Raw genomic sequence first — 26,217 nt, forward strand, 5'->3', positions numbered from 1 at the left:
TAATTTCACACTTCATACTTCATACTTCACACTTCATACTTCACACTTCACACTTCACACTTCACACTTCATCCTTCACACTTCGTTTGTCCCATCCCCATTGCTGTTTTTCGCCCTACTCCAGCAAAATGGGCGAAATGAGCTAAAACTGTCGCAATTTTTGCCTGCTCGGAGTCAACAAAGCGATATTTTACCCAACCTTCGGCTCCAATTTCAGCACCAGCTTCTAGTTTTAAAGTATGAGTTTTCAGTTCAAAAGCAGAAATAAAAGTATTCCACTTAATTTCAGGAAACCTTAATTGGTCTGGGGCGAAATGGTTCCAACGCCGCAGCAGTCCGTTAAAAACTAAATCGGGCAATGGAAAAGGCTGAATTGCACCACTTTGTTTAAAACTCGTAGGAGAAAGAAATTGGAGTTTGATAGTGTTTTGAAATGGAATTTGTCGCAATTTTTCAAAACTACTAGCTTGCGATATATCTAGCCATTCGCTTAATCGACACCGAACACCAGCTAAAATTATTTCGCTCCCTAAATCCCTATGTAGTCCCCAAAGTAAAGGTGCTAAGAGTTCTTGTTGCAACAAAGTAATTCTTAGCTGTATCTTTTTTGCCGAAAAATATTTTATTCCCAAGGTAAAAGGCACGCTTTCTTGCTGATGCAAATCTTGGGCTAAGGTAGAATCTGCATTAGCAAACCATTGAAAACATTGAGCATGAATAGCTCTTCCTAATGTTGGTGGTAATGGTGCAGCAGAGGTAAGATAAATCTCAACTGCGTGCAGAGTATTAGTATCAGTTTCCACTCCCGTCATTTCATAGGCTTGTTGTTGCCATAGGACGTAATTATTTTGAGTTATACGCCCACAAATGAGTTCCATCAGCTGGGGATACAAACTCAAGTCTGGCATTACAGGCATAATTTTCGAGACACCAGCATAAGTTTTGAGTGGAATCAAGGCTGGTGTGGGTTGAATTTCTGACAGCCAAGAATTTAATGGTGTGAGGTTAGTTACGGTTTTTGTGCGTTTGAGAACTAAATTTAATCGAGTTAAAACAGCTTCAGTATCTTTGATAAATGTCATAACGAGCGCTGCTAGTTGTAAGTTGCACCGGGAGAAATCCCGGTTTGATTACTCGGTCTTTGTCTAGTTGTGCTTTATCTGTGGAATAGGGATTAATGCGATTAAAGGTGGTTTTCTCGCCCAAGTCATCCATTGGCTGCACTGTAAAACCACAACTAGAATTATGTTGAAATAGCGGCTCAGGAGTTTTTTGGCTGTACTGGGGCAGGTATTGAAAAAAGCAACCGCGTTTGCCGAAGTAGTTAATGAGAGAAAACAGTTGCTCTAATTGTGTTATGCAAGCACTAGGGCCGCAACAAATTTGCAAATGACCTTGCATATATACCCATTCTCGAAACACAAAACCATCTTGCATTGGTAAAGTGGAACGAGTTTTATCGGCTTTATCAGCAGTTTGGTCATAATAACGTAGTTTGTAGCCGTTGCGATTCACCACCAATTTTTCCGGAGGCCAAATGTAGATATTTAAGTCTCGAATCCAGGTAAATTGGCTTTTCATCCACTGCTCAAAGTCTCTTTGATGTTGTCCGCCTTGACTTTCTAGCAAAACTTTTAACAAAGCCATTTTGATAGCGTAAGGAGTAGGCACAAGATTTGACCGAGCCGCCATACTAGTTGCATCCGAGCGCTTGAGAGAAAATAGGCTAACAGGTTGATAGCTAACAGTTAGCCATTCCTGTTGAGTCGTGTTTGATTTATTCAATTGCTTCGGCATTTTCACTCTCCCAAGGTTGCACTCTTTGGATTAAAGTTTCAATTTGTGCGGCAAACTGAGCAAGATTCTCAAAATCAAAGCAAAGTATTGTATCTGCGCCGTTGAGGTTATTTAAAGTATCAGCCAAACTATGAATCTGACGAGTGTAACTTGCTTCTAACGCACTAACCATCGGTGCAGGACAACGACGAGTACTAACCGTAATCACACCTTCAAAATGGTCAGGGTGAGGTAAATTAGTGTTGCGTTTTGCTCCATTAGGTTGGAGGTAGGTATACAAAACACTTTTTAATAAAGCATCTAAACGCTTTTTGCGTTCAGCAATATCGATACTGTAATTGAAATTATGAGGGTTGTAACCAATACGAAATGCCTCGATATTCAGAACTGTCGCGTATAACCCAGAGCTAACTTGCACGTTGTAAGGAGTCGGATTATCAACACCATACTTTGCATGGAAATAACTTTGAGTTTTGACAAAATTTGGTAAGCCGACAACTGCACCAAATTCTATTACAGACTCGCGTTTTATAGTTCTTTTATCCGCAAACATGAAGCCTTCTAAATCACTAATTGTACAAAGCTTGAGAATGGTATCAACATTAGCAGTTAAGTCAACTTCTTCTTTTCCATCTTTGCTTTTAGATTTAATAATTTCAAAACGCTTTTCATCAATATCGTACTTGATACGATCCGGATTAAATTGCTTACCACCTTCTGATAAACTTAGCCCTGATTCAATTGCAATTCGATGTAAATGCTCTGCTTGAATGTGCTTGAGCATATCACCAGAAACACCATTAACAGATTCAGGCTCATTCATGCCTTTTTGAATAATATAATAACGACGGGTTAAACTTTGATTACCTTCGTTACCTTCATTATTTAAAGCATGAAGCTGCCAGGATAATAAACCACTAATAGAAATTGAGTAAACGGGAAATTGTGTATTAGTCATCGTTAGATTCTCCTAAAATTGCTGTGTCTTCTACGTCGTCAATATCTTGTTCTTGGTCAATTGCTAAATCGTTATCTTTGGGTTTGTTCCACCGCGCATATCCATACGCAATGAGCAGATTGGCAACTAAAACCGTGTCATTTTCTGTTACTAATTCCACTAAACGATCCAGGTCTTCTTTCGTTGTCCAAACTCGTTTAAGGGGTTTACCTTCTTTTTGTAATTGCTCAGATAGGCGTAAATTTTCAGCTTCATATTTTGCCAAAAAATCAGTAATTTCTTTTAAAAAATCGTTCTTTGACCCAGATTGGCTACTCAAACGCTGTGCTAACCCATAAGTGCGCTGCCACTCTAGTTCTTTTACTCCATCTTTAGTGCGGACTTTTCCTGCATATACAGTTGCTTGGTTAATGGCTTTGGCTATGCGTAAAAAACTGGGGTCTTGGGTAATTTTGATAAAGTCTGAATCCTTTTTAGTCATTGTGTTTAACCCTGTAACGGAAAATAAACGCGGTGGTCTAGATTGAGGATCTGCCAGATGTTTAACAACATAATCTGCATAACTGACTTGAAACCGAAAAAATTGACGCAAACTTGTGCCAGTAATAAAGTCTCGATAAGCAGATAGTAATTCGCTATGCCCTTCTTCTGCTGACAAGGTACTAATTACCGAAAGATGTTCTTGCAAAACTTGTTGATAGTCTTTGAGTTCTTCAGAATTTTGAGGACTAATCCAACCAGGAAGCCCTAAACTAAAAACTTCTTTAACTCCGTATACTTGACCTTTAGAACCAAAATGAGTGCCAAGAAAGCTCTTAACAAAATGATTGATAGGTTCCCAAATTTCAAATTCATCAACTTCTGCATCAGCTTGAGAAGCATGATTATTCAACAGTTCTTGGCAAAATCGCAATACTAACTCGGCATCAAACCGAGCTATACCATGTCCACCAGAGGGTGGATTATATTTGCGAAGTTTATCTAGCACTTCTCGATATTTACTTAATTGAATATCTTGAGGTTCTAAAACAACTACACGCCAGTCAAAAATACGGTCAGCTATTTTTATCCGTTCAGAGACTCCAAAGCTAAATAAACCGCCTGCAATTAGCCATAAGCTTAACCAATCTGCTTTTTGAGAGTCTACTTTATTACTATCTGCTTTAACTCGGTTAACTCCTTGAACAGATGTGGGTAAATAAATTTTGACTGCGCTAGCGACTTCTGGCAATTTAGAGTTAGTAGTTTGAGCAAATAATTCCTGACAATGTTGAGTTTGTGTGCTGAGTTGGGAGTGAGTCTCTTGACTAAATGCTTGAAATATTGCCACCAAAAACGCACCATAATGGTCTTTAAGTTGATATCCTAAGTGCCACAGTTCGTTATGATTGCGATCGTGACGCATAGAGGTGAGAATCACGCCATTTTGGGTACTGGGATGAGGTGGCTGTGGTGCATCTTCACCCGGTTGAGGTTTACCTTTTTGCTGAAATACATAATCTTTGTATAGTTTGCGTTTTTCACTCTTCTCTACTGTGTCAAAAAAGTTTGTCTCTGGGGGAATTTTGCTGATGTCCGTTTTTTGGCCTTTAACTGGTGGGAAAGGATCAGTATAATTAAGTTTGGCGATCGCTCCTAAATTTACACCCTGTTTTAATTGGATGCGGTAGCGTGTACCTTCATCAAATAGACCAACATCCCTTTTTTGATTTGTTTGTCTTAGCGCATACTCGACAAGTTGCACCAAACCCAGTAAAAGAAACGTATCAGCGTAATTTCCATACTTTTTAGTAACAAATAGTTGCTCTATCATCTGGACGTGTGACCGATGAGAGTGGTGTACTGAATCATATTCTATACCTCGTTGGAAGAGGTGTATTCCAAAATGGAATTACACCTCTCCAACAAAAAGCAACGAATGAAAAAGCTGTTCAGTTTAACTAATTCAACAAGAAATCTTTGTCCAACTTATTGGTGAGAAGATGACATCCCATCGCCACATCTTGCCGCATTTACCCTGGCGTGAGGGTCTTACAAGTAAGACTCCGTGTGAATAGGGAAACTCAAGATTACCTTTTTTAGCTTGTTGACGAATTTCTATGGTTGAAACTCGCTTGTTTGCAAGCATTTGGATAAGTTTTGTGACTTTGTTGGTGAATAAACCTTCAGCCAAAACACATCTTGATTGACTGAGGTTTAAAGTTGGTAGTTCTTCTGGCATAATATAAGGACACAAAAATCTGATACGGCTCAATCAAAAAGTTTAGCCGTTCAGGTGATTTAACAATCAAGCGTCTCTGAACTGGTACTTCAGAGACGCTTTTCAGTATGAACAGAATCTAACATACTAGAATTTTATTTTCAATCCATATGAGTATACTTTAAATTTTTAGTTAGATTCTGAGTATTGTATTCTAGTAATAGCAGACAGATGAATAAGCACTGTTTGGATGCTAACGAATCCTGGTAACGGGGCTAATCCTGAAAAACAAACGGGACTGAAACTACTCTTATGGGTTGAAGTCTTCCATTCAGTCCATCTGTCTGTTCTTAAACCAAAACTTGATGATAATCAGATTTTAAGAAGCTGTACCGATCGCTGATCGCACAGTCTTAAAGCTCTGACAACAAGTAGGTAAAGTTGCAAATATTCAATTTGGTCAGTTGTAAATCGATTCAACTCAAATTTGTGTTTGACGGGATAAATATTTTTGCTGAGATTGGCTGGCGGTAGAGTTAAACTAGAGGGCAGATACCGCAGCATGGTTTTCCAACTTTGAGCGATCGCTTGTTGTGCTTGCGGGTGTAGCTGTATAGTTTTAATGCGAGTTAAATCTGATTCTTCCCATCCTCCAGCCCAAGCAGAGTGATGGCGGCCTGCGGCTAAGATAACCGTATGTAAAATATACGTAATTTGTTCTTGATCAGCATGATAATAATCACGTAGCAAAGGAGCTAGAGACTGAAGCAGAATATCTCGCGCTAAGTATGCACTTTCGACAGCATGGTTGGGACGCTGATGTTTTTTCTCGTAATCCTTGAGTGCAGCTTTCTGTTCCTCGGACTCTGGGTTGTAGTCAGTGTGCGCGAGTAAATGTGCTTTGGGATTTTTGGCTGGGAATGATGTGTGAGCAAGAGCTTGCCATCCTCGCATTACTTGTTGCCATTTAATTTGAAGTTTACCTAAGTCGTGAGTGAAAATAGCTAACAATACCAACAATTCAAATAATGCTTCTGCTTGTTGCTGTTGGATATGAGGAAAGATTTTGCTGTTGATTAATTGTCCTCCTGCTGTTAAAAGTTCATCTCTAACGCTGGTATAAATAGTATTTTCAGATTCTCCATTTTTTAAGCGGGTAGTTGTAAATGATTTATCCCAACAAGTCCACATACAGCCCAAGTGACCTACATAAGTATCCATGTGATAGCGGTACTCATTTTTAATGAAGCGTTGTGGTTTTGGTGGAGATGCAAAATCATTCCCAAACTCATTGATACCAATTAATAAACCTATATATTCGTCATAGTAGAGATAGCGTTGGTTAACCAAAATCTGAATACTGCTAACCAATCCCGCACGAGAAGTAATAGGAGTACAAACAGGTTGGCTGTAGGTTTCAGTTTTATTTTTTAGAAGTTCAATGCGTTTAAAAATCCAATCTCCTCCAAAACCTGCACTTTGAAATTCTCGCCAGGCTTTGCAGAGAGTAGAAATAGGAACTGAAAAAGCCAGTAGCTTTCGCAGCTCAATAATTTCTTCTTGAAAATCAATCATTGGCGTTTGTTCCCAGACAAACAAACTGCGGTTATCTACTGAGCGAATTAACTCACTTGCAGCAGATTGACAGCCTCGAAAATATGCAGTTTCAAAATGTTGTTCAAATTGCATTTGGTTATTTTGTCGGCGCTGCTGTTGCAAAAAGTCTTCTGCGGTGTGAACTTGATTAATCCAAGCTTCTTCAGTGCGAAATCCCACATTTTCGTTAACTTGTGCAGATTGGGTATGTGCTTCTAATACTTGCCATGTCAGTTCACAAGTTTCTTTCGGATAAGGTAGAAAACTTTGTTTTTTAGGCTCGGATTCATCTTCTTCTATATCTGCGATCGCTATAACAGTAGAATTTGGGTTAACCTCAACTGTAGGATACACAAAAACTTCGCCTCTCTCACCCCGAAATCGCGCGCAACGTCCAGCCCGTTGTAATAGTGAGTTCATCGGACACAGTTGCGTGTGCATAACTTGGCAGGTAATGTTGATTCCTGCTTCAATGACTTGTGTAGATATCAAAACATAGCAATTATCATCATCTTGCCAGTCTTGAGCAAATATAGCTTTTAGATTGGTTTCTTTCTGGGCGCGGTGTTCTGGTAAAAATCTAGAATGCAGTAGTGTCACTTTTACTGTTGACTCGTTGTTGAGTTCTTCTAAATCCCTAAATAATCCCTGCGCTTGAGAGACTGTGTTACAGATGACTATCACTCGTTTACGCCCATAAGCTCGAATATCCTCTAGGATGACAGCAGCATTTAGCGGATGGGATACAGCTTGAAAAGTACGAAAACGGTCGGCTTCTATGGCTTGTAAGTCTGCGTCTTCAATTTGAATAATTTCCATGACTAATCAATCAAGTCTTTGATTTGGGTAGCTAGTTCATTTGTGAGAGTGGCGGTCATTAGTAAAAATGGTGCGATACCTTTGACCTGTTGCAATACTTTTAGAACAGTCGCAAAAGAACGGTCTGGGTCAAGTAAATGTAATTCATCAAACACTAAGTATGAAGCGAAAATTGCTCCTGAGTTCACATTGGCAGAACCACGACCAACTGAATAGGGAATATTCAAGAAACTACTCAACATTTGGTCAATGGTACAGAAAACAATGTCACCTTCAAATCTTGGGTCTTCTGGGTTTTCGCCTGTTTGCAAAGTTACTACAGGGGAACGGGACGATGGATAAGCTTTTTCCCAGTTTGTAACTAAAGTTTCAGCACGTTGGCGCAGGCTGTTAGCTAGTGTTCGCAGAGGTACAACGTAAATTAGTTTGTTGGGAAAATCAAGGTTAAGGTGTTTGGCGAAAAGAAAAGGTGCGATCGCTGTTTCGGTCTTTCCTGAACCCGTGGGTGCGCGGAGGATAATGTTTTGATGATTGAGCAGTTTAGCGATCGCTTCTCGTTGAAAGTTGCGTGGAGAGAAGGTAGTTAGGGTTTGGAAATATTCATCAATCATGATTGATAAAATAGAATAAGATAAATTTGGGAAGTTTGAAATTTATACCATTGGTGCTATGAAGCTGGAGAAATCAAAATTTACCAATTGCAAAGTGAAGAATATATCCAAACAGAAAACAGTTTAGTGTTTCCTAATTTGAATATTCAATAAATTCCTTCACTTATTGAAAGATACCGTATGGCAGGAAGACGAGTTTTCCGACAAGCTATCAGATGAGTAGGGAAGAGTAAGGCGATCGCGCTTCTGAGGTAGCATCAAAGTGGGCTAATATCTCAGCACGCCGGGAAATGGGCCAATGATTTACAAATGCCTTATGAAACGGTGAATACTTATGCGAAGTTGGCGCGCCGTGCTTTGAAGGTAGAGTGATGTGTTTCGCCGAGAGGCGCAAAGACGCAAAGAAAGACGCTAAAATGATGACTTTTGTAAGAGGTCTAGTGAACACCCAACTATTTTACTGATAACTGATAACTGTTAAAGTGTGTTGGGGTCAATTCCTCTTTGTTGTAATTTCTTTAAAAGTTCTTGTAATTGTTGCTGTTGCTGAAATTTTTCCTCTTCTGGTGTGAGATATCTTTGCCCCTGTTCATCGTACCAAAACAGCCATTCTCGTGTCATACCTTGATAAGTCGCCCGTTCGCGTCCAATACCTAAGCCAATTTCAGGCATCCAGACTTTATCACCTGATAGTAAAATATATTTACCTTCAACTAACCGATAAACTTCTAAACGTTGACGCTTACGCCGTAGCCTTGTTGGTGCGTAAATGACATAATACAAAATGCCTAATTCGGCATAGTCGATTTTTTTCTGTTCATATTCACCGTTGTAAGTTTGGGAAACTACTTCTAAAGCTAGAATTGGCTCAATACCCTCTTCTTCCCACAAAACATAACTAGAACGTCCATTTTCACCCACGAAACGTTCTACACCCAGACTCAAAAATCCATCTGGAACGATCGCACCTTGATTCGGCGTATGATATATACCCATATTGATACCGAAAAACCAATCATCACGCCTTTGCCAGATTGCCGCTAAAATGGCTAACAACAAATTGGGAATTAATATTTGCAGTTCGTTATCCACTGGTGTATCGTCTGAATCTGGTAATTCTGCCGATGACGGTAAGCAGTCTAATGGATTGTATTTGAACATCATCGTGAGGATAGAATAATGTAGAGGTGATCGCAAAGTTCACGCCAAATGTAAACTTAGCAGCTACATTCCCCTATTCTATCAAGGTTAATCTTTGTTTTATTCGGCTGATGCTTAAGAGACTTGCAGCACTTTCTTAGATGTCAAATGGGTTCTATAGAACATCTGCATTGCAAGAAAGCCTTCTTGCGATAGCCCCTAAAAGGCCACAAGTCCCACACTCGGATAACAAAACGTCTTAAAACCTTCTGCCGTCTGTCGTCTGCCTTGTCATAACGACAATTTTTAACATCGACCTACTTAGATAATTCCAATCATCAAAACATCTTGCAATAGATGTTAAGTAATCATACTTATGATCATCACAAGTTCCTCATATTTTTACATTAATTTTAAGCACATAAGCATATAAGCGTATTCCGTCAACTCTCATTTTGCACCTAGCCCTAAGAATTAGACATCTTGGCTCGACACACGCACTTTCGCCTGTGTAGCCGTGACTACTAGCCGCTCTCGTGCAAGATATTTTAAGCCTCAATTATGTGTGTGTAAATCTTAGGATTAATTACTGATAAATTTAGGGGAATTTTATGCTATCAGAAAAAATTTTTCAATTAGAGTCAGACTGTATAGCTGAAGTCAAGCGTAATAATTGTACTAAACAATATATTACTACAGTTTCGATTGATGACATTCGATTACCTGCTCAACAACCACGTCGTTATTTTGACCATAACAAGCTGATTCAACTCATACAATCGGTAAAAAAACACGGAATTTTAGAACCTTTGCTAGTTCGTCCACTGAATAATGGAGAATATGAACTAGTGGCTGGAGAACGACGTATTAGAGCAGCACGGGAAGCTGGATTAATTGAAGTACCTATTGTTGTGATGGAACTCGATGAAAAACAAGCTTTGCAAGTTGCGCTAATTGAGAACTTACAAAGAGAAGAACTCAATGCTGTTGAAGAAACGGAGGCTGTATTAGAACTCCTATCTTTATCTCTGGAAATTTCGATTCATGATGTGATTTCTTTGATTCACCTTTCGTTTAATGCTAAACAAAGATGCCAAAGTCTAAATCAAAATGCTTTGATTCAAATTGCCAAAATAGAATCAATCCTCGCAGAAATTGGTAAGTTTAATGCTGGTAGTTTTCGCTCGAGTCGGCTACCTTTGTTGAATCTTCCTATTGATATTTTATCTGTATTGCGCCGTGGTGAAATTGAGTATACTAAGGCTCAAGCTATTGCGCGAGTTAAGTCAGAACAAAAGCGGGCTGAATTACTCAAAGTAGCAATTGCCGAAGATTTATCTCTGAGCGAAATTAAGAAGAGAATTCAAGCACTGAAAGCTGAATCAAATCCGCACCCTAAAAATACTGTTACAGATCGATTTAAAGAACTCAATAAGCTTTTACAAAAGAAGAATGCTTTAATTAATCCGCAAAACAGAGAAAAAATTACTCAGCTTTTAGATGAATTAGAGCAAATCATTGCTAAAAGCTGAAGCTAAGATTTGACAATATAAGTAGGTCGTCGTGAATATTTATCCTCAGGATCAGGTAGAAGGTAGCTATGCTGGAGTGAAGAGGCTTTTAGCTTAGTTAATCTTGCGTAACACATAGTTAGGTTTTTTCCCACCGACTTACTTATTTGATCAAGTCCACATAGGTGGACTTTGTGTAGCCTCGTTTTGGCTGAATTGCTGAGGATGACTATAGTTAAATTCCAGCACCATCGAGGAAGTCTTCAATTACGGAATCGCTATTTTTCTGACTATTTTCCAATATTTCACTATCTATTTCAGTTGGTAATGCTAATGTCGGCTGAGTTTGTAATTCTGCTAACTGTTTTTCTAAATTTTTAACGCGTTCAAATAAGGCGCGAATTACTTCGGCTTCAACATCTCGAATTTTGTTGTGAGCTAAAGCATCAACATTGAGGTTATTTTGACGAGTTATTCGTCCGGGAATGCCCACAACGGTAGTGTTACTAGGCACATCGCGCAACACTACAGAACCTGCACCAATGCGGACGCGATCGCCTATATTAATATTGCCTAAAACTTTTGCACCAGCCCCAACAACTACATAATTACCTAATGTCGGGTGACGTTTACCGCTTTCTTTGCCAGTCCCACCCAGGGTGACACCTTGATAAATTAACGCATAATCACCGACAATTGCTGTCTCTCCAATGACTACGCCCATTCCGTGGTCAATAAACACGCCTTTACCTATAACTGCCCCAGGATGAATCTCTATCCCTGTGAAAAATCGGCTGAGATGAGAGATAAATCTGGGTATAAACGGCATCCCTTTTTTATATAACCAGTGGGATAACCGATGCAAAACTAGTGCTTGCAGTCCAGGATAGCAAAATAAAATTTCCAACCAGTTGCGGGCGGCTGGATCTCGCTCATAAATTGTGCGCAAGTCAGTTAATAGCATACTCTTTTGGGGTTGTTTTTGTGGACTAAGAAATTTAGTGCGTCAATACAAGCTTGATTCTTGCTGCTTCATTGTTTAACTGTTGATTTTTCGTAGATGGTGGATATCAAGAAACCAAAATAATTGTCGTGAACTATCAAATTACTTGACTCATTTTGTAGGATAATCTACGGTAAAACGATAGCCTTATGGTTATTTGTCGTTGATAAGTGGGATGCTATCACATCCAAATACCAAGACAAGATTAATTTCGCATAAAATGCGAAAAAGCAGTCGATTAACCGTAGTATTTTTATTGAGTGCAAATCTTGAACAGCCAAAATTACGCTCTCCTGGATCTGTCTTCCAAAGTTGAATACGCGCTCTTAGCACTTTTGGAACTGGCCAGCAACCACGAAAAAAAAGTGCCTCTAACCATGAGCGAAATCACCTCCAAGCAACCTATACCTGAGCGATATCTAGAGCAAATTTTGACTAATTTGCGACGTGCCGGTGTAGTCCAAAGTCAACGTGGCTCGAAAGGGGGCTTCATTTTAGTCCGTGAGCCTTGGCAGATTACGGTGTTGGAGATTGTCACTTTAGTTGAAGGTGAACGCAAAGAGAAAGAAAACTCCGAAGCTCCGACATTAGAAAGACGCTTAGTATATGAAATTTGGGATCAAGCTAACGTCGCCGCGATGGAGGTATTAGGACGCTATACTCTTCAAGATTTATGCCAAGAAAGAGAAGCTCGTTTACAGCAGAGTCCAATGTATTACATCTAAGAAGTGTGAAGGATGAAGTATGAAGTGTGAAGTGTGAAGGATGAAGTATGAAGTGTGAAGGATGAAGTGTGAAGGATGAAGTGTGAAGTGTGAGATTACTTTAGCCATCAGGTAATTGGGCTGAAATTGTTACTTCTTTGAAAACAACAACATTAATACACAGGAGTTCCCTGATGCGAATAGCGAAAGATATCACGGAGTTAATTGGACGAACACCTTTAGTGCGATTAAATAAGATTCCCCAGGCTTCAGGTGCGGTTGCAGAGATTGTGGTGAAGCTAGAAAGTATGAATCCGGCTTCTTCTGTGAAAGACCGAATTGGTACTAGTATGGTGACTGTCGCAGAGGAAGCAGGCTTAATTCACCCTGGAAAAACGACATTAGTTGAGCCTACCTCTGGTAATACAGGAATTGCGCTGGCAATGGTGGCGGCGGCTAAGGGCTACCATCTTATTCTAACGATGCCCGACACTATGAGCCAAGAACGGAGGGCAATGCTCAAAGCCTATGGCGCACAATTAGAGTTAACGCCTGGTGTCGAAGGAATGCGAGGCGCGATCGCACTGGCAGAAGAAATTGTGGCAAAAACTCCGAATGCTTATATGTTGCAGCAGTTTCACAACCCAGCTAACCCCAAAATTCATGCCCAAACAACAGCCGAAGAGATTTGGGCGGATACTGACGGAAAAGTAGATATCCTCGTGGCGGGAGTTGGTACAGGTGGGACAATTACCGGAGTCACAGAGGTTTTAAAACAACGTAAGCCGACATTTCAAGCGATCGCAGTTGAACCAAGCAACAGTCCTGTATTAATCGGTGGTAAGCCAGGGCCGCACAAAATTCAAGGAATCGGCCCTGGATTTATCCCCGCAATTTTCCGATTAGAACTCGTAGATGAAGTAATTCAAGTCACTGATGAACAGGCGATGACTTACAGCCGACGTTTAGCCAAAGAAGAAGGATTACTTTCTGGGATTTCTTCTGGCGCGGCTTTATATGCAGCGATTGAAGTTGCTAAAAGGCCAGAAAATGCTGGTCGCTTAATAGTTATGGTACAGCCGAGCTTTGGCGAACGTTATCTTAGCACTCCACTATTTAAACAACCAGATGAGAATGAATGGTTAAATAAAGTTTAAGTAGTCGGCGTAAATAAATATTATTAAGATCAGGGTTTTTTCACTAGTACTATTAAACAGCAACAACTTGCCAGCAATTTTATCAGACTTAAAGCTCCTGTTTTTAACACAATAAAAGTACCTAAACCCATCAGTATAAAAGGGATGAGATGATTAATGTAGCGCGTTAAGACATCTGCGATCGCTTGCTGATGGGTTAACTTATATGTTACATAGCATAAAACGCCTAATAGTAAGAAAAATACGCTAATAATTAGCAAAAAACTCCTTAAATTACTACTAGCAAATAACGGGATATATACACTAATATTGTCTCCACCATTAGCAATTGTTACTGCTGCCACACCATAAATTTGCGGTGAAATTAAACTAGTCGATATTTCTTGTGTAGATATTGTATGTTCTCCCAATACATCTTCTTGAGAGTCATCTTGAGGATTAACTAAACTACTAATACCTATCGCCACGGGAACTAACCCCAATAATCCAATCCAGTTTGACTCTACAATCAAACCACCAAACAACCCAGATAAACTTAAAGCTAATAGTACAATAAAACCTAAATACTGTCCCAAAAATATATGTTTTGGTCGAAACTGTTCATTGATTTGCGAAAAAAACAATAGCAAAATCACAATATCATCAATATTAGTGGCGATAAATGCAACTACACCTGTACTAATTGCCGTAATTAACTCATTCATTTGCTTTTGGCTAAAAATTCAGTATGACTAACTTCGGTACATCCTTGATTGAGGGAATTATCGCCTTCAGTGCGACAAACATTGATGACATCATGATTTTGCTACTTCTCTTCTCCCAGATAGATGATAAATTTCGCCGTAGGCATATTGTATTTGGTCAATATCTTGGTTTTGTCGCTATTATCATCGCTAGCTTACCAGGATTTTTTGGTGGACTGATTATACAGCGAGAATGGATCGGCTTACTCGGGTTATTACCAATAGCAATTGGTATCATGCAATTGCTCAACCGAGAACAAGAAACTATAGAAGTTCAGGAAGTAACAACTGAATTTAAACAGTCCTCACCAGTTAATTCTTTATTGTCTGTAATTTTAAGTATTTTACATCCCCAAACTTATAAAGTTGCAGCAGTCACAATTGCTAATGGCGGGGATAATATCAGTATTTATATTCCCTTATTTGCTGGTCAAAATCTTACCAGCTTGGGAATAATTCTCAGTGTGTTTTTATTCATGGTAGGCATTTGGTGTACTATTGCTTACCTCTTAAGTCAACACGCAGGTATAGGTTCTCTTTTCAGCCGCTACGGTAAAGTTATTGTACCTTTTGTCTTAATTGGCTTAGGTTTATTCATTATGTATGAACGGGGTACTTTTAACTTACTACCTTGGTGAAATAGTCAATAGTTAATCAGCCATTTCATTTTTAACAACCCATTTAATATACTTTTCCTTCTTACAGTCAAAATGCGAGTCACTACACTTGACCTAGTTGATTTTGATAACTTACTTCGCGGTCTATGTGTTCTACCCTGCGGGAAGCCCTGACGCTCGAAGACTCGCTACCGCTTCGCTAACGGGTTCAGCAGTGAGGGAGTCGGGGAACCTGCCCAACGCACTGCTTCACCGCTATCGCGTCTATGCGGTTCGTTCTCTTACTTGTAGAATTTAACGTGGTGTAGTACTAGTATCGCTTTCATCCATTAAGCTTGATAAACTAACTTCCAACTCACCATCATTAAAATCGCATAGATAATAAACCGCAGTGGACGTTGCGGTGCAATTTGGCAGATTTTCGCGCCTAATAATACTCCAGGGACAGAACCTAGCCATATCGGTAATACCAAATGCCAATTCACTGTACCTAAGCTGAGGTGTCCGAGGGAAGTAAACAATAACAAAATTGCTGCTTGAGAAATATCTGTACCTACTAACTTGCGTGCATCGAGGCGGAAAAAAGCTATTAGTACCAAAGCAAACATAGAGCCAGAAGAGACACTAGTCAAACCAACCAAACAGCCTAAAACTGCTCCCAGCAGCATAGTCAGAAAACGGTCGAAATGATTTGTCAAATCTAGTTTTGGCAGTTCTGGCAAACTAAACTTGGGAAAGAAAGTTAATAGTAACAGCTGTACAAGTGCCAGTACAGTAATTAATAAAATTGTCACTCCCAACAGGCGTAACAAAATACTATCTAGGTTATGTTCGCCAGTACTTTTGAGATAGTGCAGTATTCCCACCCCAAACAGCGAACCAGGAACACTACCAAATGCCAGCCACTTAACAACTTCGGTGTCTAACGTTTTTTGTTGCCAATGTTTCACACTCCCAACTACCTTCATTAAAGTAGCTGCTACAACATCAGAACTCACAGCAATTGATGGTGGAACCTGAAAAATAAATATCAACATAGGGGTGATGAGAGAAGCTCCACCAATTCCTGTTAAACCAACGATGATGCCCACCAAGAAGCTTAAAAATGGCAGCAATAAGTAATCCATACTCCTTCCCAAGATGCGGTTTTCTAGTAAAATCAACTCAGCCTGGCAAAAACAGCAACGCAAGATCAAGTAACGCCAAAGGCCGAATAAAGCTCTTGGTCGTCAGCAGTTAACCCTCTTGATATTTAGAATAAATTCCTATAAGCCGACTGACTTACCGTATTTTACACAGAAACATTGCAAAACGTCTAGCCTACTGGTACTGCTTGAGGCTAAACACTCTATGTATGGGCTGCATCACCTGTCTTGTCGAGGAAACAGGGGCATAGAGAAAAAAGATATTTGTGAAAATCTACTCAGCACGCTGCTCAACGCCCCGCTACCGCTAACAAGCGATCGCAATTTCTAAAAATTATTGTAAAGACGCAGTATGATTATTTTGAGCGAAAAATGAGGAGAAAGGCTATAATATTTCTCTATATAGTGCTATTTTTTGCCAGCGACTTGCTGACAGCAATCAAACACTGCATTACCAAGGATTCCCAATTAAGGTAAATCCAGCCCAATAATAAGGATGAGATAATTCATCCTCATCAAGCTCCTCGACAATTTTGGGATCTAATGCAGTACTCCTCCGAACTATAGGATTATCTTTTAAACTTACCTGCTGTTTAATCATGGCAATTTGAGCTTGTCTTAAGGCTTCCGACTTGAGTGGATAAGCTTTGAGTTTTTCATAAAATTGAATCATCAATGCCAAAGTCCCGCTATCATTCACTGCCCAAAGGCTGGCTAATGCTGCTTTTGCGCCTGACTGTACAGCCAACCCGGCAAAACCCAATTCGGCTTTCACATCACCTAGCGCAGTTCGACAAGCACTCAACACTAATAACTGCACAGGTGGCTTATCTAGTTCTAATGTTTTTAATTCATCTAAGCGAATTTGGGTATCCCAGAATTGAATGTAAGATTGCTGAACTGAACCAGGAGATAATTCTGCATGGGTAGCTAAATGTACAATTCCAAAAGAATTGTTAGCGCGTTCTTTTTTGAGATTTTTGAGAGTAAAATCTTTATTTAATAGTGATTTGCCTACCCATTTATTGCTAATAATATTAGATAATTCTAAGGGAACCGCAGGTAAGGGTTCTAGATTTTTAAATTCCGATGCTCCCATCGCTAAAACTTGGGTTTTTGTAATATCTACAAATTGAAAATCTAAAAGATTAAAAGCCGGAATTATCGCTATACTATATTTTTCAACTAAAAATTTTTCCCCATCATAGATTGCTGCTAAAGGTACACTTCTTAACCCGCTACCTAAGCAAAATATCAGATTATTAATACCTTGCGATCGCAATTCTGGTTCTAAAGGTGCAATTAGCAAGTCATAAATTTTTTTACCAGAACTGTGGTATTCACCACCAGAAGAGGTTTGCTTAACAATATCAGCACGAAATTTAGTCACTAGGCTACTCAAAACTGCTTTTTTGCCACGGTAAATACGCTTATGAATTGGTTGTTTATCCGGTGGTATTAATATCAAGTCTAGCTGGTTATCACTTGGCACTGCATATATTAAGGCACTTTTTTTTCCAACTCTCGCGCTAATTTGATTGAGAGTTTGACTGATTTTTTTAACTTCAAACACTTGATTAGAACGCAGTCTTCCCTGCATATATTCTTCATACTGCTGCTTCCAACCTTGTTCAATATAGATAACAGCAGAATTAATATTTTCACTGTCCAGGAAGTTCTTGATAACTTCTGGTTGTAACCGAGATGAAGGTAATGTATTAGATTTGACTGGTGGATTAACAGCTTTAACTTCTGTTGCGGTAAAATTGAGCGATTTCAGCCCTATTGTCAATAAACTGAGGGTTGAAAAAGCCAAGCAAATCAGCTTAATTTTGTTCATGTCTGTTGATCTACACACCGTAATTATTAATTATTTTTACACCCTTTGGACTGATGATTATGGTTGAATACAAATACAGGACTTACTTACGCACAAAGATTATCTGTGGAGATTGGGTGTAAGGATTTTGAATTTGTTAATTACACGCCTAAAATTGCCACTAAAAGATGAAAAATGATGTGAAAGCAGTTTATTTTTCTTAACATTTTTTTGGTGCGTCAACAGTTGAAAGTTTTGCGAATCACTACTGAAATAGCAAATTTTGTACCTGAATCAGGTATTTTTTTTCTATAATGGGGGGATCTAAAGTTTGATGAATAGTTAAATGCAGTTACAGCCTCCTCCAAAAAAATTTCTCTCTACACTATTAGAAGTCCGAGACTATTACGCTCCACTTGTGGAAAAGTATGAAAAGTTATATAGGGAAGCTTTAGACAATCTCAACCATGTAGAAGCGTTACTATCTAACTGGTCTGTAACCTTAGATGTGGAAAAAAATGGGTCAAACCAAAAAGTAAGTGAAGAAATATTGACTTCTCTGATTCGCCAAAGCTTAGATGCAAGCGATCGCAATCATATCTTGGTAAGTAAGCCAGAATTAATCGAATCTGAGGCGACTGAAGTCCCACAAACAGAAGAAAATTTATCTTCCCCACAATTAGACCAAAGTGAGTCAGCAGTTCCCACCTTAGAAAATCTCTCGTCAGATGATAGCGAGGATATTGCTGAGACTGAATCTGATGATTCTGAGGCGAATGAACCGCTAGCTACCAGTGAAGAAACTGCTGCCAGCGAAGAAGATATAGAAGAAGCAAGTGAATTAGAAGATTCAGCTGCGACACCATCAGAGCCAGAACAAGCTGCACAAACAGGAACTAAATCATTATTGTGGTCGGATATTCCAATGCTGAGTGAGTATCAATCTCTCAGGCGGATCGAGGCGGTAGAAAAACTGTTACAAAATCATCTTGGCAGTGTCTGTCATATAGATTTTATTGTGCGATCGCTCTATGGTGATTTAAAGCCGGATGTTTTTAAAGTGGCAAAAGGTAGAGTGCAATCAACACTGACTTACGGCAAAGAAAGCGGTAAATGGGCTTTAATTCCTGGTAAGCCTGGCTGTTACACCCTAGACTTAAAATTGCTGAACTCTCCCCGTAAAGACAGTGCTTCTAAGCCAAGTAAAATCAATAACAAAAAGCCTGACCCTGAAGCGAAGACTAATAGCATTCCCATGCAAGGCGAGTATGAAGGGAAGTTTTTGATTGATGCGATTACTTTATTGCTACAGAAAAATCCCAAAAAAGTTTTTGATGTCACAGAAGTAATTAATAAGCTGTACGGCAAACTCAGTGATGAAGAAGTTCAAGAAGTCAGGTCTAAGGTACTAAATGAACTGTCACGGGGTTATCGTACAGGCAGATTCTCAAAAGTTCCTGACGAAAAAGGACTATATATTTGGGATTCTAAGTTGTTACCTAAGGTTAGCCGGAAGTAGGAGGCAGGGGGTAGAGGAAGAACAAGAAGTAATTATTTCTGACTCAGCACGGGCTAAACGCCCCGCTACCGCTAACAGCACTTTTTTATAAATGATTGAGCCTGGATCTGTACATCACTTTAGACGGATGAGTGTAAAGTGATTTTTGAGGACGATTAACTGAGTAAATCTCAGTAGTAAAACCCTTATATCCAGGAGCATTTCAGCTGATGGGAGAGTATCAACGCACGCTACCGCCGCAGTGGATTGGCGTAGCGATCGCTTTTTATGCTTTTATTGCTATTGGTATCGCTGAAGCAGGATTAGGGGTTATGCTGCCTTCTATCCTGTCTACTTATAACTTAACTCCAGCTACCGTTACCTTACTCTTTATCAGTCAAATTAGCGGCTATATTTTGGCAGCATTAACTAGCAGTATCGTGAGTAGTCGGTTGGGGTTAGCCCGAATGCTGTTAATTGCTGCGGTTGCGTTGACAATGGCACTGTTAATCTATGCCACTTCCCCTGATTGGTTGTTGATGGTTGCTGCTGGTACGGTGCTGGGCTTGGGTATTGGGCTAATTGACGCAGGTATTAATACTTACATTGTGCAAGATTCACGTAGTGCCAATTTGATTGGTTTGCTACATGGATTTTATGGCATTGGCGCACTTACAGGCCCAGGGATAGCAACTACTTTGTTAGCCGTTGGTTTGAATTGGCGACAAATTTACTGGGTATTAGCTGGGATTGTTAGCCTATTAATTGTCAGTGTGTTGGGCGTAATTATTTATAACTACACACCAATGACAGTCAGGGTAGAGGCATCGCATACAACTGAATTGAAAAATTTGGGGCGATCGCTGCAAACTCCGGTAGTATTGCTCACGGGACTACTTTTGTTAGTTTATGTTGGCACGGAAGCTTCGATTGGTAACTGGGCATATACGGTGCAATCTGTTGCGCGTGATACTCCCACACTCATTGCAGGTTATAGCATTAGTGCTTACTGGCTGGGTTTAACCGTGGGGCGTTTCATCTTAGGCTATTTTCTGCAACGGCTGGGTGCAGTTCGTACAATCAGTATGTCCCTAACTCTTTTAATAATTGGATTGCTAGCTTGGTGGCAACTGCCAAATCAATTGATTAGCTTACCGTTGATTGGCTTTGCTTTAGCAGCAATCTTTCCTGCCACAATATGGTTAATTCCGCAAAGACTCCCAGAAACTCTAGTCCCTGCAGGTGTGAGTTTTGCTACTAGTGCCGCCAGTGTGGGTGCAGCAGCCATTCCCACTGGGGCAGGTTGGATTGCTAGTTGGGCAGGTTTAGAAATCATCCCCATGTTGATGCTGCCTTTGGCGTTTGTCATGGTGGGTATACATTGGTGGTTGACTAGAGGTTAGCCCCTATTTTTTGTCAACTGTTATCAGGATGAAATATTAATCTATCTAAGAAAAGTTTTTACAAATTAGGCAAAACCACTATGTTGTAGTCGAGTAATGAATTATTGTTACTCAATAGTGGTATTGGTAACGACTAATGACGCGCTCTCCCAACTCAGGAAACGACCAAGAGCCAACTAACCATAGTTTATTACATCTTCTGCTGTTAAGACGTACCCTGGTTGCGATCGCAGTTATTTTGCTTGCGGGAATTGCCACGGGTGTTTGGTGGGCAAGAAGATATGTATATACTGAATTAGCACCGTTAGTTGAAACTAATCTTGAGCAGTTGTTGGGGCGACCTATCCAATTAGGCAGAGTTGACGCTTTTTCAGTTTCTAGTTTGAGATTTAGCTCTTTATCAATACCGCCAACAGCAACAGACCCAGACACACTAAAAGCCAAAGCTGTTGAAGTAAATTTTTCCCTATTACCCCTGATTACCAGCCGGACTCTACCATTAAATGTCATCATAGTTCAGCCGAATGTTTACATCCAGCAAGATAAAGAAGGTCGTTGGATAAATGCCCAAGTGAAGGCGCAAGAGGGTCAAGGTTTTGTTAAAACTCAGTTGCAATCACTGGGAATTGTTGATGCCAATGTAGAGTTATTACCTGCACCTGCACCGACGAAACCGCAAGGTTCTGTCATCATAGATAACTTAAAAGGTGTAGCTCGGTTGTCATCAGATAATCAAAGGATTAGTTACAACATCAATGGACAACTCACCAGAGGCGGCGCAGTCACAATATCTGGTGAAACGCAAACCAAAGCTCAAACAACTAATCTTAAACTGCAAGCCCAATCTTTAGTTGCATCTGATGTGAGTCGATTAATTCAATTACCCATTGTCTTACAAGCAGGGCGCGTTGATGCAGATTTAGCAGTACAAATTCCACCCCAAGCATCAGATATCGCTATTACAGGAACGGCTGTTGCCAATCAAGTGACGGCGCAAATTCAAAATGTGCCGCAAAAATTTTCTAACTCTAATGGCAGATTAACATTTCAAGGCCAGGCGATCGCGCTAAATAATCTCACCACTAACTTTGGTCAAGTTCCCTTAATCGCCAATGGGACAGTTAATACTCAAACTGGGTTTGACCTCTCTGCACAAGTAAAATCAGCCACTGCAAAAAATCTCTTAGATACCTTCCGCGTCAAATCACCTGTCTTTGCTAGTGGTGCAGTCCAAGCCAACATTAAAGTTCAAGGTTCCCTACAGCAGCCAGTCCTTAGTGGCACAGCCAGCAATACCACACCTATTCAAGTTGACCGCGTGCAGTTTCAAGCTGTCAATACTGACTTCCGCTTGAATGTAGCAAAAACTGGCACTCAAGTTACTGTCTCCAATTTAAGATTAGTCCCCGTCGCCGGAGGTCAAATCATCGGTAGCGGTCAAGCTACCCTGGGCGGTCAAGTAAAATTTAATGTTGTAACGGAGGGTGTCTCAGGAGATATACTGGCACGCACCTATGGCGTTACACCACCTATTAATATAGGCAATATCGCAGCTAAAGCAGATATTACGGGTTCCCTTGGTAAAGCCCTAGCATTAAATATTGCCAGTGTACAGGTGCGTCCGCCAGCCGGAGGGCAAATTGTGGGGAGTGGTCAGGTGCAACTTGCGCCCCAAGGCAATGTGTTATTGAATTTACAAGCCCAAAATTTACCGGGAGATGTTTTAGCTAAGACCAACACTGATTCATCTACAATCAAACTGGGCAATATCTCTGCTAATGCTAGGGTGACTGGCTCTGTTGGCAATTGGCGGACAGTTGCCCAAGTCCAAGCTCCGAATGCAACTTATCCGACGACAGGAGAAGCTGTAATTACGCAACAAGGGCAGAATATTCTCTTACCTAGTGCTGTCTTCAATGTGGCAGGCAGTACAATCAGAGCCACAGGTCGAGTTGTACAACAACGCTGGCAGGCTTTTGTTAATACTGGGCAAGTTCAGTTAAGCCGTTTTCAGCAAATTCCGCCCCAGTTCCAAGGAGTTTTAAATAGTGCGTCGGTGAATTTGTCAGGCAGCACAACTTCTTTTCAACCTGCGACTATTCAAGCTACAGGACAAGCAAATTTGAGTGTTGCAGGTGGGAGAGTCAACGTTAGAGATATTAGTCTGAATAATGGTCGCTGGCAAGCAGTCGCCAACGCTGAGGGAATTGCACTCAATCGTTTTTCGCCCCAACTGCGAGGCCGACTTAGTAGTAATGTGCAGGTGGCTGGTACTACGGCATCTTTCCAACTTGCTGATATTCGTGCTGCTGGACAAATTCGCGCATCGCAAGGGGTAGCACAGTTAGCGCAGCCACTCACCGCCCAATTTCAATGGAATGGCAAGCAAATTATAGTCCAGCGTGCGACTACACCGGGAATTAGTGCTAATGGTGCGATCGCCCTCAATTTACCAGAAAGTGGGACACCGCAAATTGCTGGTTTTAATTTAAATGTCATCGCCCAGAATTTCAATTTGCAAAACACTGGTTTTCAAATACCTGGAGACACCCAAGTAGCAGGTTTACTAGATTTTAATGGGCGAGTTACAGGCACATTAGATACACCCCAAGCCAACGGTAATATTCGCCTACGGAATTTCAGGGTCAGTAACTTAGCATTTGACCCTCTGTTAACTGGCAATGTCAACTTTCAAGGCGGACAGGGTGCAAGTCTGCAACTATCTGGCAGACAAGATAGGATAGCACTTAACCTTAATGCCAATTATCGTCCAACTTCGTTTTTGGTTAAGCGTGATGAGGCTGTCACTACAGGGAGAACTGTAGGCGACAATTTAATTATTAATGCTCAACAGTTCCCCATCGCGCTAGTAAGTAGTTTTGTCCCTAACAATAGATTGAAACCTTTGGCAGGGCAACTATCAGGCAATTTAGTTGTCAATTTAAATAATTATGCCGTAGATGGGGATGTAGCGATCGCCGCACCCCGGATTGCCAGAGTCTCAGCTGAGGAATTTCGCGGTAGTATCAACTATGCCGATGGTACTGCCAGCTTAACTAATGGTTTATTGCGCTTAGGCGGCAGCAACATCGCCGTCAGTGGCAGTTTGCAAACTGGGAACGACCCTAAATTTCAAGTTCAAGCTAACTTAAATCAAACTAGAGTTGAAAGCCTCTTACAAGCCTTTAATATCTTTAACTTTAGCGACTTGAGTACTGGCTTGGAACCGCCAACATTAGCGGGTGCGGAGGCACTTGATACCACATCTCGGAACTTACCCAATGCTGATTTACTCACACAATTAGAGTATTTCTCTAAAATTACCACCGCAAACACACAACAACAGCAACAAGAACAAAAACAAACAGCCCAATTACCTTCCCTGTCCGAATTAACTGGGGCTTTGAGTGGTGTACTTACCGCCAGTGGTTCGTTAAAAACCGGGTTAAATGCTGGCTTTAATCTTCAAGGTGATAATTGGCAATGGGGCGAATATTCAATTAATCAAGTTGTTGCTAGAGGTAACTTTGCCGATGGTGTGGTGACACTTTCGCCTTTAAGTCTAGGCATAAATCAAGGCTTAATTGCTTTTTCCGGACAGTTAAGCACTGAAGAGCTAAATGGACAGTTGAATGTTGCCAGTCTACCTCTATCACTCTTTCAGCCCTTCATTGATAAGTATCCTGTAGATGTCACCGGACAAGTAAATGCGGTAGCGAATTTGCAAGGCAGTTTAAATAATCCTAGTGCCAATGGGCAAGTCTCCTTAGCAAATGCCACAGTTAACCAACAACCTGTGCAAACCGGACAAGTCAATTTTGACTACAACAATGCCCGGGTGAATTTTAACAGCACATTGCTGCTAACGGGAACCCAACCAGTGGCAATTACAGGTAGTGTCCCTGCGCCGTTGCCGTTTGTCGCAGTGCAACCAAGTAATCAAATTAACATTAACGCTAGTGTTAGTAACGAAGGCTTAAGGTTATTAAATCTGCTAACCAATAATCAAGTTAGTTGGGTAGACGGACAAGGGCAAGTTAATGTTAACGTTGCGGGTACTCTTAGCCAGCCTATTATTAATGGCAATGCCATTGTGAATAATGCGACTTTCCGCGCTCAAGCTTTAGAGGCTCCCCTAACAGATGTCACCGGGACAGTACAATTTAATGGCAGCACATTAAATGTCGAAAGCATTCAAGGCAATTATAATCAAGGGTTAATTGCGGCTTCGGGAATTCTGCCGATTTTTGCAGCTGGACAAACTGTCTCAAATCCTTTGACAGTTTCTATAGAAAAGCAACTAGATTTTCAAGTTCCAGGGTTGTATGCAGGTGGTGTAAGTGGAGATGCTGTAATTCGAGGGTCAGCACTTAGACCTGTAATTGCTGGAGAAATTACCCTCCGTGATGGACAAGTCACCATTGGTAATACAACAACCACACCAAAACCAGCAACCACAGAAAATGACGTTAGAACTATCACTTTAGCAGAAGCGAATAACGCTACAACAACCACAACAGCCGCTAACACTAACGCTACAAATAACGCTGTAACTAGACCTAACTTACCTGTAGAGTTTGCCGATTTACGCCTAGTTTTAGGCAACGATGTGAGTGTCGGCACTCAGTCCCTACTGAATTTTTTACCGGGAGGTGCAGCCTTTAGTCAACCTCTACTTAACTTTCAAGCCAGAGGTGGCTTAACAATTAATGGTACATTAGCCAAGCCCCTTCCCCAAGGAACCATTCGTTTAACAGGCGGACGAGTCAGTTTATTTACAACTGAGTTTACCTTAGAGCGCGGCTACGAACAAACAGCGACCTTTACCCCCAGCCAAGGGCTTGACCCTACTCTCAATGTCCGACTGTTGGCGATTGTACCGGAAACTTCAGCCACAAGCGATCGCATTTTAGAATCCCCTACATCTGCGGAAATTAGCGATGTTTCTGCTTACAACTTTGGCACTTTACGCACCGTTCGCGTCCGTGCCACGGCGACAGGTAGGGCGAGTGAATTAGGAAATAATTTAGAACTAACAAGTGAACCTGCGCGTAGTCGAGGCGAAATTGTCGCTTTATTGGGTGGTTCAATTTTGAATAATTTCGCGCAAACAGGAGATGCAACCCAAGGACTCACGAATTTCGCCAGTTCTACTATTTTAGGTGGTTTGCAAGGCACTATTACGGCGATCGGTCAAGCTATTGGCTTTAATGAATTTCGCATATATCCTACACCTGCAACTAGTGACGCTTCCAGAAATTCTTCAGTTCTCAATTTGTCAGCAGAGGGTGTATTTAACGTCAACCGTAACTTATCTGTCTCTCTATCACGGGCTTTTTCTACTAATGATTCGTTCAACTACAATTTGCTTTATCGCCTCAATGACGAAATTCTCTTGCGTGGTTCGACTGATTTAAATAATGACAGTCTATTATTGTTGAACTATGAAACTCGCTTTTAGTTGTTGATAAAAAAGCCGTTCAGCATTTAAATTGG

Annotated in this window: 19 protein-coding genes and 1 pseudogene; 8 read left to right on the plus strand and 12 right to left on the minus strand. The window is 40.6% G+C overall.

The window, feature by feature from the left end:
* Positions 1–68: 68 nt before the first annotated feature.
* From cas6 to H6G69_RS02205, 7 genes are all read right to left on the minus strand, one after another.
* A complete protein-coding gene (gene cas6 / locus H6G69_RS02175; protein WP_190681053.1) occupies positions 69–1,082 on the minus strand; it encodes a CRISPR system precrRNA processing endoribonuclease RAMP protein Cas6 in 1,014 nt (337 codons plus the stop codon).
* The gene (locus H6G69_RS02180) at positions 1,060–1,797 is read right to left on the minus strand and encodes a hypothetical protein (RefSeq protein ID WP_190681055.1); all 738 of its coding nucleotides are present in this window, start codon (positions 1,795–1,797) and stop codon (positions 1,060–1,062) included. The genes cas6 and H6G69_RS02180 overlap by 23 nt, the downstream gene beginning before the upstream one ends.
* On the minus strand, positions 1,778–2,755 hold the full coding sequence (locus H6G69_RS02185) for a DevR family CRISPR-associated autoregulator (RefSeq protein ID WP_190681057.1): 978 nt from the start codon (positions 2,753–2,755) through the stop codon (positions 1,778–1,780). The genes H6G69_RS02180 and H6G69_RS02185 overlap by 20 nt, the downstream gene beginning before the upstream one ends.
* A complete protein-coding gene (locus tag H6G69_RS02190) occupies positions 2,748–4,568 on the minus strand; it encodes a hypothetical protein (protein ID WP_190681059.1) in 1,821 nt (606 codons plus the stop codon). Before H6G69_RS02190 ends, H6G69_RS02185 begins: the two co-directional genes overlap by 8 nt.
* A gap of 132 nt (positions 4,569–4,700) precedes the next feature.
* On the minus strand, positions 4,701–5,009 hold the full coding sequence (locus H6G69_RS02195; RefSeq protein ID WP_190681060.1) for a hypothetical protein: 309 nt from the start codon (positions 5,007–5,009) through the stop codon (positions 4,701–4,703).
* Positions 5,010–5,327: 318 nt separating this feature from the next.
* Positions 5,328–7,370 carry a CRISPR-associated helicase Cas3' gene (gene cas3, locus H6G69_RS02200; protein WP_190681062.1) on the minus strand — a complete coding sequence of 681 codons (2,043 nt, stop codon included), beginning with the start codon at positions 7,368–7,370 and terminating at the stop codon, positions 5,328–5,330.
* A 2-nt stretch (positions 7,371–7,372) separates the two neighbouring features.
* Positions 7,373–7,981, minus strand: a complete 609-nt coding sequence (locus H6G69_RS02205) for a DEAD/DEAH box helicase (protein ID WP_199335659.1) — start codon at positions 7,979–7,981, stop codon at positions 7,373–7,375.
* A 233-nt stretch (positions 7,982–8,214) separates the two neighbouring features.
* On the opposite strand from H6G69_RS02205, the pseudogene H6G69_RS33735 reads away from it, so the two are divergent.
* Positions 8,215–8,353, plus strand: a pseudogene (locus tag H6G69_RS33735) (CRISPR-associated endoribonuclease Cas6); the annotation flags it as partial.
* A gap of 105 nt (positions 8,354–8,458) precedes the next feature.
* Here H6G69_RS33735 and H6G69_RS02210 read toward each other — a convergent pair.
* The gene (locus H6G69_RS02210; RefSeq protein ID WP_190681221.1) at positions 8,459–9,142 is read right to left on the minus strand and encodes a Uma2 family endonuclease; all 684 of its coding nucleotides are present in this window, start codon (positions 9,140–9,142) and stop codon (positions 8,459–8,461) included.
* Positions 9,143–9,732: 590 nt separating this feature from the next.
* On the opposite strand from H6G69_RS02210, the gene H6G69_RS02215 reads away from it, so the two are divergent.
* On the plus strand, positions 9,733–10,653 hold the full coding sequence (locus H6G69_RS02215) for a ParB/RepB/Spo0J family partition protein (RefSeq protein WP_190681065.1): 921 nt from the start codon (positions 9,733–9,735) through the stop codon (positions 10,651–10,653).
* A 214-nt stretch (positions 10,654–10,867) separates the two neighbouring features.
* Here the strand turns inward: H6G69_RS02215 and cysE are convergent, their stop codons facing one another.
* Complete coding sequence (cysE, locus tag H6G69_RS02220; protein WP_190681067.1) at positions 10,868–11,596, minus strand: serine O-acetyltransferase; 729 nt, start codon at positions 11,594–11,596, stop codon at positions 10,868–10,870.
* Between the two features lie 308 nt (positions 11,597–11,904).
* Between cysE and H6G69_RS02225 the strand changes: the two genes are divergently transcribed.
* Complete coding sequence (locus tag H6G69_RS02225; RefSeq protein WP_190681069.1) at positions 11,905–12,360, plus strand: Rrf2 family transcriptional regulator; 456 nt, start codon at positions 11,905–11,907, stop codon at positions 12,358–12,360.
* 173 nt (positions 12,361–12,533) lie between these two features.
* Positions 12,534–13,496, plus strand: coding sequence for a cysteine synthase A (gene cysK / locus H6G69_RS02230; RefSeq protein ID WP_190681071.1), 963 nt, complete (start codon positions 12,534–12,536; stop codon positions 13,494–13,496).
* 29 nt (positions 13,497–13,525) lie between these two features.
* On the opposite strand, the gene H6G69_RS02235 is transcribed toward cysK, so the two are convergent.
* Complete coding sequence (locus H6G69_RS02235) at positions 13,526–14,200, minus strand: cadmium resistance transporter (protein ID WP_190681073.1); 675 nt, start codon at positions 14,198–14,200, stop codon at positions 13,526–13,528.
* Between the two features lie 23 nt (positions 14,201–14,223).
* On the opposite strand from H6G69_RS02235, the gene H6G69_RS02240 reads away from it, so the two are divergent.
* On the plus strand, positions 14,224–14,877 hold the full coding sequence (locus tag H6G69_RS02240) for a cadmium resistance transporter (protein ID WP_190681074.1): 654 nt from the start codon (positions 14,224–14,226) through the stop codon (positions 14,875–14,877).
* Between the two features lie 308 nt (positions 14,878–15,185).
* Here H6G69_RS02240 and H6G69_RS02245 read toward each other — a convergent pair whose 3' ends face one another.
* A complete protein-coding gene (locus H6G69_RS02245) occupies positions 15,186–15,983 on the minus strand; it encodes a sulfite exporter TauE/SafE family protein (protein WP_190681076.1) in 798 nt (265 codons plus the stop codon).
* Positions 15,984–16,452: 469 nt separating this feature from the next.
* A complete protein-coding gene (locus tag H6G69_RS02250; RefSeq protein WP_190681077.1) occupies positions 16,453–17,841 on the minus strand; it encodes a CHAT domain-containing protein in 1,389 nt (462 codons plus the stop codon).
* Positions 17,842–18,166: 325 nt separating this feature from the next.
* On the opposite strand from H6G69_RS02250, the gene H6G69_RS02255 reads away from it, so the two are divergent.
* The 3 genes from H6G69_RS02255 to H6G69_RS02265 all read left to right on the plus strand — a co-directional run bounded on the left by H6G69_RS02255 (position 18,167) and on the right by H6G69_RS02265 (position 26,182).
* Positions 18,167–19,339, plus strand: a complete 1,173-nt coding sequence (locus H6G69_RS02255; RefSeq protein WP_190681079.1) for a hypothetical protein — start codon at positions 18,167–18,169, stop codon at positions 19,337–19,339.
* Between the two features lie 209 nt (positions 19,340–19,548).
* On the plus strand, positions 19,549–20,721 hold the full coding sequence (locus H6G69_RS02260) for a sugar MFS transporter (protein ID WP_190681081.1): 1,173 nt from the start codon (positions 19,549–19,551) through the stop codon (positions 20,719–20,721).
* A 136-nt stretch (positions 20,722–20,857) separates the two neighbouring features.
* Positions 20,858–26,182, plus strand: a complete 5,325-nt coding sequence (locus H6G69_RS02265; RefSeq protein ID WP_190681083.1) for a translocation/assembly module TamB domain-containing protein — start codon at positions 20,858–20,860, stop codon at positions 26,180–26,182.
* The last annotated feature ends 35 nt before the right edge of the window (positions 26,183–26,217 follow it).

Origin of the sequence: Nostoc sp. FACHB-110 (assembly GCF_014697425.1) — a bacterium.
Lineage (GTDB): Bacteria > Cyanobacteriota > Cyanobacteriia > Cyanobacteriales > Nostocaceae > Nostoc_B.